The sequence below is a fragment of the Thermostichus sp. MS-CIW-15 genome (assembly GCF_054060575.1).
This window is the reverse complement of sequence record NZ_JBSSDI010000025.1, coordinates 34,249-45,406: the sequence shown is the minus strand read 5'-3', so window position 1 is coordinate 45,406 and position 11,158 is coordinate 34,249. Positions and strand designations below refer to the sequence as shown.

12 protein-coding genes are annotated in these 11,158 nt (G+C 60.8%); 6 read left to right on the top strand and 6 right to left on the bottom strand.

Annotated elements, in window-relative coordinates; all coding sequences use genetic code 11:
* Positions 1–310 precede the first annotated feature (310 nt).
* The 4 genes from ACVW0R_RS09985 (at position 311) to ACVW0R_RS09970 (ending at position 3,770) form a co-directional block, all read left to right on the top strand.
* Positions 311–1,228 carry a DUF1517 domain-containing protein gene (locus ACVW0R_RS09985; RefSeq protein ID WP_041438024.1) on the top strand — a complete coding sequence of 306 codons (918 nt, stop codon included), beginning with the start codon at positions 311–313 and terminating at the stop codon, positions 1,226–1,228.
* A 61-nt stretch (positions 1,229–1,289) separates the two neighbouring features.
* Complete coding sequence (locus tag ACVW0R_RS09980; RefSeq protein ID WP_011429037.1) at positions 1,290–2,084, top strand: hypothetical protein; 795 nt, start codon at positions 1,290–1,292, stop codon at positions 2,082–2,084.
* 72 nt (positions 2,085–2,156) lie between these two features.
* Positions 2,157–2,903: a peptidylprolyl isomerase gene (locus ACVW0R_RS09975; RefSeq protein ID WP_011429036.1), complete on the top strand. Its 747-nt coding sequence runs from the start codon at positions 2,157–2,159 to the stop codon at positions 2,901–2,903.
* Between the two features lie 147 nt (positions 2,904–3,050).
* Positions 3,051–3,770, top strand: coding sequence for a HEAT repeat domain-containing protein (locus tag ACVW0R_RS09970; protein WP_011429035.1), 720 nt, complete (start codon positions 3,051–3,053; stop codon positions 3,768–3,770).
* Between the two features lie 51 nt (positions 3,771–3,821).
* On the opposite strand, the gene bchM is transcribed toward ACVW0R_RS09970, so the two are convergent.
* Positions 3,822–4,487, bottom strand: a complete 666-nt coding sequence (gene bchM, locus ACVW0R_RS09965) for a magnesium protoporphyrin IX methyltransferase (RefSeq protein ID WP_457502002.1) — start codon at positions 4,485–4,487, stop codon at positions 3,822–3,824.
* A gap of 140 nt (positions 4,488–4,627) precedes the next feature.
* Here bchM and ACVW0R_RS09960 point away from each other — a divergent pair, with 140 nt between their 5' ends.
* Entirely contained in the window at positions 4,628–5,125 is a 498-nt protein-coding gene (locus ACVW0R_RS09960; RefSeq protein WP_041438022.1) for a hypothetical protein, read from the top strand.
* A 19-nt stretch (positions 5,126–5,144) separates the two neighbouring features.
* On the opposite strand, the gene ACVW0R_RS09955 is transcribed toward ACVW0R_RS09960, so the two are convergent.
* The gene (locus ACVW0R_RS09955; protein WP_011429032.1) at positions 5,145–6,116 is read right to left on the bottom strand and encodes a D-alanine--D-alanine ligase; all 972 of its coding nucleotides are present in this window, start codon (positions 6,114–6,116) and stop codon (positions 5,145–5,147) included.
* A 69-nt stretch (positions 6,117–6,185) separates the two neighbouring features.
* Complete coding sequence (gene ftsZ / locus ACVW0R_RS09950; RefSeq protein WP_011429031.1) at positions 6,186–7,307, bottom strand: cell division protein FtsZ; 1,122 nt, start codon at positions 7,305–7,307, stop codon at positions 6,186–6,188.
* 604 nt (positions 7,308–7,911) lie between these two features.
* On the opposite strand from ftsZ, the gene ACVW0R_RS09945 reads away from it, so the two are divergent.
* Positions 7,912–8,073, top strand: a complete 162-nt coding sequence (locus ACVW0R_RS09945; RefSeq protein ID WP_168173323.1) for a hypothetical protein — start codon at positions 7,912–7,914, stop codon at positions 8,071–8,073.
* Here the strand turns inward: ACVW0R_RS09945 and ACVW0R_RS09940 are convergent.
* The 3 genes from ACVW0R_RS09940 to ACVW0R_RS09930 form a co-directional block, all read right to left on the bottom strand.
* Positions 8,046–8,270 (bottom strand): ureidoglycolate lyase, encoded by a 225-nt coding sequence (locus ACVW0R_RS09940; protein ID WP_206336818.1) that lies wholly within the window; start codon positions 8,268–8,270, stop codon positions 8,046–8,048. The genes ACVW0R_RS09945 and ACVW0R_RS09940 overlap by 28 nt on opposite strands.
* Positions 8,271–8,476: 206 nt before the next feature.
* Complete coding sequence (gene wecB / locus ACVW0R_RS09935) at positions 8,477–9,604, bottom strand: non-hydrolyzing UDP-N-acetylglucosamine 2-epimerase (protein WP_011429028.1); 1,128 nt, start codon at positions 9,602–9,604, stop codon at positions 8,477–8,479.
* A gap of 883 nt (positions 9,605–10,487) precedes the next feature.
* Positions 10,488–11,108, bottom strand: coding sequence for a hypothetical protein (locus tag ACVW0R_RS09930; RefSeq protein WP_011429026.1), 621 nt, complete (start codon positions 11,106–11,108; stop codon positions 10,488–10,490).
* Positions 11,109–11,158 lie beyond the last annotated feature (50 nt).

The following is an 11,158-nucleotide window of genomic DNA, read 5'->3' as shown; positions in this document are numbered from 1 at the left end:
AGAACCTTGGGGCTTTGCGTGAAGGAACTGTCTAGAGGCGCTTTGACAACGCCGTTACGGGTTCTTTTGTGGACTGCGTAAGAATCCCCCGCCTTCAGGCGGTGGGAGTGTCAAGACTGCGGTCGCCTCCGTCGATAGTCTCGATGGGCCAGATTGAAGTAATCCTGAGTTGGATGCTGAGGAGTAAATCGGTGGGGATTCACAAGCAATGGCTCAAATAGCCCGCTAAAAGGTTCGGATCCCTGCCCTCTGCTGTCTAAGGAAAGAGCATACAATTGAGGAAGACTAGCCCCGTGATGGACACGTGAACATGCTGAAACGAATCAGTCGAAGCTGCCGGCCCCTGCTGGCCATTGCCCTGGCTTTGATCTTGGCCTTGGCCCCCGTCAGTGCCGTCTGGGCGCGCAGTGGTGGTCGCATTGGCGGTGGCTCTTTCCGCTCTCCGACCTTCTCTGCCCCCCGCTCCGTTGGCCCCCGCTCGGCTCCGGTGTACCCCAGCTATGGAGGGGGGTTCGGCTTTCCCCTGGTGGTGCCCTTTTTCTGGGGTGGTGGTGGCGGCCTGCTGACACTGCTGCTGCTCATCGGGGCAGGTAGCTTTCTGGTGCGCAGCCTGCGCTCGGCTGTTTCCGAAGATGGCGACGAGGGGGTTGCTGACCCGCCAGTAACCCTGGCTCAGGTGAAAGTGGGCCTGCTGGCCAGCGCCCGGCAACTGCAAAAAGACATGAACGCCCTGGCTCTGGAAGCGGATACCCAATCGCCGGAAGGGCTGAGCCAACTCCTGCAAGAGGTCACCCTCGGCTTGATGCGCTACAGCGACTACTGGGCCTATGGCCATGCCCAAGCAGAGAAGCTGCCTCTCTCCCGCGCCGAGTCTCTGTTCTACCAAGCCTCTTTGCAAGAGCGCAGCAAGTTTAGCGCCGAAACCCTCAGCAACCGCAACAACCAAATCCAACAGGTTCCCCAAGCGGTCCTTAAACGCGCTGCTGCCGGGATCCCGGATGTCGGCGAGTATCTGGTCGTTACTCTACTAGTTGCGTATCGCGGCAACTTAGGTACACTACCTGTAGTTAAATCTGCGGCGGATCTGCGGCAGTGCCTGCTGCAGTTGGCCTCCATTCCGGCGGAGCGAATTGTGGCGATCGAAGTGCTGTGGACGCCGCAGTTGGAAGGAGACACCCTGTCGGCAGAGGCGCTGTTGACCGAGTACCCGGAAATGCGGCTCCTGTGAGAGCGCTGGAGTGAGGAGACGGCTGCTGTCGGCTAGGGGTCTCGCCGCCAAGGGAGGTTCTATGTCCGGGTTTGATGCTTCGGCAGACAGGAGCCGTCGTTCTCCTTGGGCTGTATTGCGTTACAAGAGTCAAGCAGATTCCCTGCTGGATGAGCTGCTTGAGGATTTGGAGCACAGCCTTGAAGAAGGGCTGGTGGAAGAGTACCCCTATTGGGGCACGCGCCCGCCGCTGCCTTTGCGGCGCTCTTCTATGGCCTCAGGGATCCTACTGGGTTTGGCCTTGGCGGCCACTCTGGTAGCAGGGCTAGCCTTCTGGACGACCCTGCGCCGCCGGGCGGGAGTCTTTTCTCAGGCCAATTCTCCTTGGCTGAGGGATCCTGTGACTGAGGCCTCCGATTCTCCCAACTCGGATTTCCGGCTGGCCCAGGAACAGGAACCATCTCGGCCCCCAGAGGCGGGAGGTAAAACTCCTCGAGATCCCTCTGAGGAAGTTTCGTCTCAGGAGCCACCTAGGATCACCTTAGCCGAGCCAGAGGCGAAAACAACCCCCGTAAGGCCGCCAGCGGCCACCGCTCCTACCCCTGCAGCGGCAACCAGCGCTTCTCCTCCCTCCCTCAGGTCTGCGCCGGTGCGGATCCCGCCTCAACCGCCGCCGCAGATGAAGCTGGTGGGGTTGATCCACGATCCGGGCGATCCCAAGGCTCTGATTCTGATCGACAACGTGGTGCGACAGGTGCCGGTTGGCCAGGCGGTGAAAGCAGAGTGGCGGGTCACCTCCATCAGCCCCTACGGGGTGAGGGTAAGCAATGGCGCTCAAAGCGTCACCTTGCAATTGGGGTTGTCGCAACGGCTCTAGATATCTCTCTTGACATCTGGAGAGGGATCCCTGTGGAAAGTTGGATCAAATCGAAAAAGGGAGAAGGGGCAGATGCAATTTACCAAGCTGGGGCGAATGAGCCGCTGCAGAGTGGGGTTGGGCTTGGCTTTGGGGTACCTCTGTCTTGGTCTGTTCGCTTGTCGCCGTGCGCTCCCCTCCTCTGGCTCTCCATCGGGGATCCCACCGGCCTACGCCCATCGCCCGCAACTGCAGGGCAAGGCGCTGGTGGAGCTAGAGGTGCAAACTGCTGAGGGAGCGGGCAAGGTGATCTTGGAGATTCACGGGGAGGAGGCGCCCCTCACGGCTGGCCAGTTTGTGGATTTGGTGCAGCGGGGCTTTTACAACGGTCTCACCTTCCATCGAGTGGAGAAAGATCCCCAACCTTTTGTGGTGCAAGGAGGGGATCCGCGGGGAGATGGCACCGGTGGCGCTACCGAGCCGGGCAGCAACCGCCTGCGCACCATCCCTTTGGAGATTCAGGTGCGTGGGGAGCCTCACCCCCGCTACAACACCTTGATTGAGGATCCCATCGCCCTGAGCAAGCTGGCCTTGCCCCATCGCTTGGGCGCGGTGGCCATGGCCCGTTCTAGCCCGCTGGATTCGGCCTCTTCCCAGTTTTACATCGCCCTCTCTGCTCTGCCGATCCTGGATGGGCGCTATGCGGTGTTCGGCTATGTCACCAGTGGCATGGAGTGGGTGGAGCGCCTGCAGGTGGGGGATGTGATCCGCTCGGCGCGGGTGCTGGAAGGAGCGGACTTGCTGCAGGTTCCCGGATCTCCAGATTCAACTGCAAACTAGGGACCTCGGCGGCTTATGATGGGCTGCAGCCAGGATTTGCTTGCTTGGCTGCTTTTTCCGCCTTCATTCTGGCCTTTTGCCTGGGGAGAAGAGATTTTCGTGCTCCTGCCCTCCCCGCCAACGGCACCAATCTGCCCGCGCCCCTTCATGTACCAAGATGCCTTTTCTCCCCTAGACGAGCTGCCACCTCACTCGCCGCCGGAGGTAGATGTGGAGCGGATGCTGCAGCAGTTGCAGGATCCGGATCCCCGTTTGCGGATGCAGGCGGCCCGCGCCTTCTGTGAGATCGAAGAGCCCCGTGCCGTGCCGTCCCTGTTGGCTCTGCTCAGGGATCCCTGCCCATTGGTGCGGGTAGGGGCGGCCTATGCCCTAGGTCGAAATTCGGATCCCTGTGAGGTGGAGCTGCTGATCGACAGCTTGCGCCGGGATTGGAATGGCTATGTGCGCAAAGGGTTGGTGTGGGCCCTGGGCAATGCCAAGGATCCGCGGGCCTATCCGGTGTTGCTGGAAGTATTGGCCGGAGATATCACAGCCGTGCGACTGTGGGCGGCCAGCGCCCTCGGACAATTGGCCCAAGCTCAGGTGTTGCCCGGCCCGGCCTTGCAAGAGGTGGCGGCAGCCCTCTGTCGGGGCTTGGCCCACGATCCGGTGGCGGCAGTCCGCGGCAACTGCGCCTGGAGCCTAGGGATCCTAGGGCAACATCTGAAGCCGGCGACGCCCTATACAGCTCTCTATCAAATGCTCACCAAGCAGTTGCTGGCCAGCGCCAGCGGCGACCCTGACTGGGGAGTCCAGGATGATGCGCGACTTGCCCTGCAAAAGCTGGCAGATCCGGATTTGCTGGAAAAACTGGGTAACTTCGACTGACCTGGTCGAGCCCAGGCAGCTCGGCCCCAGAGCAAGCTAGGAGCGACGGCTTCAGCGAACCAGGTCAAGCAGCCAGGCAAAGTAGAAGCGGCTTCGAATGGTTCGGCGTTGTTGCACTTTCCAGCCCCACTCGGCCAGGTGGCCCACCAACGTCGCCTCGCGGTGTTGATAGGCGCGGGTGGTTTTGCTGGGGCCAGGGAAGAACTCCCCTACTTTCTTCAGCAGCGTCAGCCAGGGGGTTTTGGGAGCAAAACTGAAGATCAGGCGAGAGCGGGCCAGGCAAGTTAGGTGGTTGAGCATGCGCAGGGCGTCGGCTTCGGGATAGTGGATCATCACATCCAGGCAGACGACGACATCGTACTCCCCCGTCAGTTCCTCCAAATCCAAAACCTGAAACTGGGGGTTGTCTGTGGATCCCAGCTCCATCCGTTGGCGGCGACGCGCTTCGTTGACCATTTGCTCGGAAATGTCGCTGGCAAACACCTGCGCCCCTCGGGCGGCCAAAGGCAAGCTAAGGCTGCCCACTCCGCAGCCGGCATCGCAAATGCGCAGACCGGAGGGATCCCCCAGCCATTGCAACACCGTCTCGACTGTGCGGGCATGGCCCAGTCGAATATCTTTCTGGACAAAATTGACTTCCTCGTTGCCGTAGATGCGCCGCCAGCGCTCGAAACCGACGGTGTTGAAGTAATTGCGGACAATGGCTTTTTCTTGCATAGAACTTCCAGCTACACGACCTCCTCAGGGGCCTTCCTTGCCGATGCGGATACATTCTACCCCGAAGCCGCTGCCGCCACTCCCAGCGCCTGTCCCATGGCTGTATTAGAATTAACTTGCCTTCACTGGAATAAAACTCAATGACGGAAGCTGAGATTGCCCAGGCGTTGCAGGCTCGCTTGGCCGTCCCTGTCAAGATCGCCGTCAAGCGTCGCCAGGCTCACCTGCACGTTCTCCTCAACCGCTCCCCGCAAACCCAGCTCGACTATCCCCATCTCACCCAACAGGTGCGAGCCGCGCTGGAGGCGTTGGGCCTATCCGGCCTGGAGCAGGTGACGGTCTATGGGCGAGCGTCAGGACATTCCGAATACGAGTGGCAGCAAACCCAGCCGCTGCGGGATCCTCTCTTGAGCGCTGAGGAGACCACGCTCGTGCTGGAAAAGCAAGGCAACCGGCTGCTGCAGGATCTAACGCTGGTTGCTCCCGATTCCGCCGGCCCCCAGCCTGAGCCCAAAGAAAAGGGTCCCGGCCAAAAAGCTGCTGGCAAAGGCGGATCCCCTATTGCCTGGCTGTGGCCGGCAGGAGCAGTGCTGATGGTCGGGATGGCGGTGGCGGTTTTGCTTCTTTTCTTTCTCTAGAAAGCAGTCTGGCTGGGGATCAGGCCGGCTGTGGCGAAGGCCGGGATCCAGACGGGGCCGAGCGAGTCAATGCCGCCCTCTGCAGGGCATCCTGCAGCATCCGCTCCACCAGCTCCGTAAACGTCCAGCCCAGAGCTGCCGCCGCCTCTGGGCAAAGCGAAGTGGGGGTCATCCCGGGCAGGGTGTTCACCTCCAGCACCCAAGGGTTCTCGTCGGCATCCACCCGCAGATCCACCCGCGCCAGACCTTCACATCCCAACACCCGATAGGCCCTTAGCCCTGCCGCCTCGCAGCGGGCCAGCCCTGCCGCGCTGAGGGAACAGGGGATCAAATGCCGTGAGCCGCCGGGGGCGTACTTGGCTTCGTAATCGTAAAAATCTCCCTGGGCAGGGATGATCTCAATGGCCGGGAGAACCTGGCCGGAGAGAATGGAGAGGGTGATCTCCTTGCCGGGAATGTAGCGCTCCAGGAAGACCCGCGAGGAGACCGAGCTGGCCAACGCCAGCCCCTGAGCCAACGACACCTCATCCCGCGCAAGGCTAATCCCCACCGTCGAGCCGCTGTTGCTGGGCTTCACCACCAGCGGGGATCCCAAACGCGCCACACACTCGGCCCAGGAGAGCGGCTGCGCTTCATCCCAGACCAGCCACTCAGGAGTGGGAATCCCTTCGGCCCGAAAGATCTGCTTGGAGACCAGCTTGTCCATGGCCAGAGCGCTGGCCAACGGCCCGGATCCCTGATAGGGCAAGCCCAGCCACTCCAGCATCCCCTGCACCACCCCATCCTCACCGCCGGGGCCATGCAGGGCAATCCAGACGAAGTCGCAGCCTGCCTGCCGTTCCTGCCAAAGGCGCAGCGGCAGATCCTCCTCGGGGTCGATCAACTTCGCCCGATGCCCCAGATCCTCCAGCGCCCGCTTACAGGCTTTGCCCGTTACCAAAGAAACCTGACGTTCTGCCGAACGACCCCCTGCCAAGATAACAATGTTCATGGCTTAACCCCAAAGCACTCCCCACTCCCAGCAACCGGCACCAGGATAGCCGCATTCCCTCACTCTAACCTACGAAGGAGGACGGCGGCGGCGCAAAAACTCGGGAATGTCCAAGCCCCCGGATGCAGGGGGCTCAGGCTCAGGGGGCTGTCGAGGCGGTGGCTCAGAGCCAGAGGCAGTGGTCCTACGCGTCCCCACCCCCCCCTTGTTGGCGACCGAGGCTTTGGATCCAGAAGCGGCAGCCGACCGCGATCCGTCAAAACCGGTGGCGATGACGGTGATGCGCACCTCCCCTTGCATGCGCTCGTCCTGGACGGTGCCGAAGATGATGTTGGCTTCTGGATCCACTGCCTCAGCGATAATCTCAGCGGCTACCGTGACCTCGTGCAACGACAGATCCAGCCCGCCGGTGATGTTGAAGAGCACGCCCTTGGCCCCTTCGATGGAAGTTTCCAAAAGGGGAGAGGAGACGGCGGTAATGGCAGCTTCGCGGGCGCGGGACTTGCCGGATCCCATGCCAATGCCCATCAAGGCAGTGCCGGCATCGGCCATCACGCTGCGCACGTCGGCAAAATCCACGTTGATCATGCCGGGGATGAGGATGATATCCGAAATGCCCTGCACCCCCTGACGCAAGACATCGTCCGCGACGCGAAAAGCCTCGTGCACAGGAGTTTGCTCAGAGATCACCGAGAGCAGCTTGTCGTTGGGGATCACGATCAGGGTATCGACCGCCTCCTGCAGCGCTTGGATCCCTTCTTCGGCCTGCTTGGTGCGCCGCTTGCCCTCAAAGGAAAAAGGCCGCGTCACCACCCCCACCGTCAGGGCACCGCTGGCCTTGGCAATCTGGGCGACGATAGGGGCTCCACCGGTGCCCGTGCCCCCTCCCATGCCGGCGGCAATAAAGACCAAATCTGCCCCTTTGAGAGCCGCTGCAATTTCTTCGCTGGACTCTTCGGCGGCTTTCTGACCAATGGCCGGGTTGCCGCCTGCCCCCAGCCCGCGGGTTAACTTTTGCCCGATTTGCAGGCGGTTCACCGTTGATGTCGAGCACTGCGCAAGGGCCTGAGCATCCGTGTTGATACTCCAAAACTCAACACCCTTGAGGTTGCTGGCCGCCATCCGACTGACCGCGTTGCCACCTCCACCCCCCACGCCCACCACCTTAATTTTCGCAGCATTGCTCAGCATGTTCTCCTCTGGATGAGCCGCTGCCTTGGTCTGGGCTCCGTTTCTTTCATACTCGACCTGAGAGTCCTCCCCCGTGTAGCGCTCACTCCAATGGGAAGGCGTTGACTGAGTTTGCTCCAAGCCTTGCCCAGGACTGGGAGGATGGAAGTCTGACCAATGGTTAGATGGCATGTCAGCCCTCAAGATAGCTTAATTCTGGCAAATATCGAACATGCTAGCTGATTTAATATAAGGCAACTCTCTTCAGATGCCAACGGTGAAGACGTTTGCGGATCTTCTAGCTAGGCGGATGCGGCCCCCAAAAAGAGCCTCATCCGGATAATCTGGGCGCTTTCATGTTTCGTACTTTGCCTATGAATCTTCTCTCGCAGTTAAGCTTCCTCTTTTGTACAAGCGAGGTTCCTATCGAAGGGTACGTATTCCCGAACACCTAGTAGATAGAGCCCAAATTAGGACGAACTGTTGCCCCCAGCGCGCTTCGGTCGGAGCTGAGCTTGCGCTTGCCTAAAAGCTAACTTTGCGTTTTCTTTTCGGAGTATTCGAGAATACTCACCCCTCCCAATTCGAGCCTGGCAGACCAACCGCCAATTTTTGCCGATTTTTAATGCTGAGGTTTGGGTATTCTGCAAACTACCCCACGGCTAAAGCCGAAGGCTTCTGCGCCGAAAGAGCCGGTGGGGGGGTGCCGTCGGGGATCCGCGCCATGGGCTTAGAGCGGCTGCAAATGGATCTCGGCGTTCAGCCGCTGGCACAGGGATCCCCCTGATCCTGCGCCGTCGTCCTGCTGGCCAGGGCCTCTACCACTTCGTCGGAGTTGGCAGTCAGCACCACAACGGGGCGCTCGCAGGCGAGGGGGAAAGCGTGCCAGGTGCCGCGGTGCAGCAGCAGCCCGTGCCCAGGGGGGAAGCGCAGGGCTTGCACTTTGTCTAGGTCGGGGAGGGTTTTGGGGGGAGCCATGACCATGATGAATGGCTCCTGTCCCAAGGCTATAAACACATACGCAGGTGGCGCTCCGGCAGAGCACGGCCGGGTAGCTGGGCAGGATCTTGGCGGTGCGGATGACGGCTTTGCCGGTGTACCAGCAGTCGATCCTAGTTTTTTTCGGGGCAGCCGAAGAAAGGGAGGAGCAGGCAACGGTTTTCTCACCCCAGTCTGAGTCTCTGCGGGCCTTATTCTGGTGAGCTGGGCGAGTTAAACTGCCTCTCGATGATGTGGCAAATTTGCCTGGCAGCGGTGCCGTCGCCGAAGGGGTTTTGAGCCTGGGCCATGCGGGCGTAGGCCTGGGGATCCGTGAGCAATTCTCGGGCCGCCTCCAGGATCTTTTCGGGATGGGCGCCCACCAGGCGGGCGGTGCCGGCAGCAATCGCCTCAGGGCGCTCGGTGGTCTGCCGCAGCACCAGCACCGGTTTGCCCAAAGCTGGCGCCTCTTCTTGAATGCCGCCGGAATCGCTGAGGATGAGAGTGCAGCGCTGCATGGCGCTGACCCAGCAGGGATAGTCCAAGGGCTCGGTAAGAAAAACTCGCTCCCGGGATCCCAACAGGGCCTGCAGGGGCTCTCGCACCGCGGGGTTGGGGTGGAGAGGCAAGAGGAGGGCCGTGTCGGGGAACTCCGCCAAAATCTGCAGCAGAGCCTGGCCGATGGCTATTAAGGGATCCCCCCAGTTTTCCCGCCGGTGCACAGTAACCAACAAAACCCGATAGCGCCCCCAGTCCAAGCCAGGGATGGGGCAGGGGATCCCAAGCGCAGCTACCTGTAGCAGGGCATCGATGACGGTGTTGCCCGTGCAATAGATAGAGCCGATCACGCGGCTTTGCTTCAGGTTATCCACCGCTTGCGGCGTGGGAGCAAAGTGCAGGCTGGCCAACTGAGAAATGAGACGGCGATTGGCCTCTTCGGGAAAAGGGTGGTAGAGATCGTCGGTGCGCAGGCCGGCTTCCACATGGCCTACTGGAATGCGTTGGTAAAAAGCAGCCAGGGCAGCGGCAAAGGCGGTGGTGGTATCGCCCTGCACCAAAACCAGTTGGGGCCGCTGCGCCTGCAAGTAGGGTTCTAGACCCCGCAGGGTGGCTTCGGTGATGTCGGTCAGGCTTTGGCGGGGACGCATGATCTCCAGATCCCGATCCGCCCGTAGGCCGAAGAGCCGCATCACCTGATCCACCATCTCCCGGTGTTGCCCTGTCAGGATCACCTCGGTGCGCAGGTGGGGACTGGCCCGCAGGGCCTGGATTACCGGAGCCAGCTTAATGGCTTCGGGCCGCGTGCCCAAGATCACAGAAACCAGAGGAAGGGAGGTCATAGGCTCAAGGGCATCGGCGCCTGGGGGAAGCGAGCAACTCTGGCCCCGCTCCAGACAGATCGGCCGTCAAATCGGGTTTTGGAAAGGCCCTGACTGGGATCGGAGGCTCCCGCCTGCCTGGTTCTCAAGTTACGGCAGCACAGCCTCTGTAGATGGGGATGTTTCCGGGGCCAACTATAGGCAAAGAGAAACCAGCAGAGGGCGCTCCCCCCGATCTTAACCCCCGATTGCTCTACCTTTTGCTTCGCCGAAGCCAGCCCTGGGCAGGGATCCGGCAAAAAACATCAAAACCAAACAGCGCTGCTCGCTCCCTGCCCACCTCGCCCAAGTGGGCCCAGAGGCTGCCGGGCCGGGGACAGTTACCAGGGCCTCTAGATCCAGCCAAAAGCCTGGAGAGACAGGAATCCGTATCCGCCCTCTTCTACTGCCCTCCAATAGCTTGCCGAGGGCTATGGCTCGCCGAAACAAATTGCGCAGGGGCGGAGAGACTCTTAGCGGCGTTTGATCCGTGGGTATCTTGCATGTCGTTCGATGGTTGCCTCAGAGGGGCTGAGAGCCCAAAGCTGACCCCGAGCCTATATCCAGCCCATCTCATCACAAACGAGGGTAAACACCGTTGCACAACTGGCCACTAGCAGCGATATAAAGGGCGGCTGGCCATGAGCCATGCAAACAGCCGCTGCCAGCGAAGCGCCCACAGCAGCAGAAAAAGTGCGACCTGCCCAGTTGCCTTTGGAGGGTTTGTCAGAGGGATTAAATTTGTTAAACATTTTGACGCAAGCAATGGGGTACAAAAGGGATGATTCACAAGGATTTCGCCTCAGGCTATCACTCTCAGATGAAATTTCGGCGGGATTCAGGACTATTCTCAATACTTCTTCGCTTAGGCTTCAATCTTTCGTAAAATTGCGCTAAGGTATTCGTAGTCGTCCCGCAACAGCGAGCTCAACTGCCGCCCTGCTTGCACCAACCAGTGGCGATCCCGGTTCAAGATCCGGTAAGTCTGACGGATGACAGCGGCCACCAACTCGTCGCTGGGGATCCCGTTGACACGCAGCAGGGTGCGCAAAAACTCAAAAGAGCGGCAAAACTCCCTTACCTCGCTTTCAGAGCAGGGGTAAACTGGCTGGTGGATCTGGGGCGGGCGCGGCGGCAGATACTGATAAACCCGCCCCCCGCCAACGAAGCCGACAATGGCAGCGCGGAAATCGCTGCGCAACATGGCGAAAATCTGGGGTTGCTGCTCCCGCAGTTCCCGGGGGGAGAGGCCCAAGGCCCTGGGACGGTGAACGGTGTCGATGGGAGTGATGGCGGCATAGCAGACCACTCCATAGATCCAGTTGCCGGTCTCCTCGTCTTGCGAGCGGATCCAACTGCCGAGGGCGGGCAGGGGCGGGAAGCTCAGGCGTTCTGGCTCTAGGCACTGGGCCACAAGGGTGGTGGTGTTGGCCTCCACCACTTCTCCCAGGGCAGAGGGGGGTGGGGAGATGGCTTGGGATCGCATCCTTCCTCCGCTTTCTCAAGGCCAATGGCTGGGAGGTCGCTCTGGGGTCG

Excerpts from the sequence above, each read along its gene's own strand:
- ACVW0R_RS09985 (WP_041438024.1), top strand. The coding sequence starts at position 311 with ATGCTGAAACGAATCAGTCGAAGCTGCCGGCCCCTGCTGGCCATTGCC.
- ACVW0R_RS09980 (WP_011429037.1), top strand. The coding sequence starts at position 1,290 with ATGTCCGGGTTTGATGCTTCGGCAGACAGGAGCCGTCGTTCTCCTTGG.
- ACVW0R_RS09975 (WP_011429036.1), top strand. The coding sequence starts at position 2,157 with ATGCAATTTACCAAGCTGGGGCGAATGAGCCGCTGCAGAGTGGGGTTG.
- ACVW0R_RS09970 (WP_011429035.1), top strand. The coding sequence starts at position 3,051 with ATGTACCAAGATGCCTTTTCTCCCCTAGACGAGCTGCCACCTCACTCG.
- bchM (WP_457502002.1), bottom strand. The coding sequence starts at position 4,487 with ATGCAAGAAAAAGCCATTGTCCGCAATTACTTCAACACCGTCGGTTTC.
- ACVW0R_RS09960 (WP_041438022.1), top strand. The coding sequence starts at position 4,628 with ATGACGGAAGCTGAGATTGCCCAGGCGTTGCAGGCTCGCTTGGCCGTC.
- ACVW0R_RS09955 (WP_011429032.1), bottom strand. The coding sequence starts at position 6,116 with ATGAACATTGTTATCTTGGCAGGGGGTCGTTCGGCAGAACGTCAGGTT.
- ftsZ (WP_011429031.1), bottom strand. The coding sequence starts at position 7,307 with ATGCTGAGCAATGCTGCGAAAATTAAGGTGGTGGGCGTGGGGGGTGGA.
- ACVW0R_RS09945 (WP_168173323.1), top strand. The coding sequence starts at position 7,912 with ATGCTGAGGTTTGGGTATTCTGCAAACTACCCCACGGCTAAAGCCGAA.
- ACVW0R_RS09940 (WP_206336818.1), bottom strand. The coding sequence starts at position 8,270 with ATGGTCATGGCTCCCCCCAAAACCCTCCCCGACCTAGACAAAGTGCAA.
- wecB (WP_011429028.1), bottom strand. The coding sequence starts at position 9,604 with ATGACCTCCCTTCCTCTGGTTTCTGTGATCTTGGGCACGCGGCCCGAA.
- ACVW0R_RS09930 (WP_011429026.1), bottom strand. The coding sequence starts at position 11,108 with ATGCGATCCCAAGCCATCTCCCCACCCCCCTCTGCCCTGGGAGAAGTG.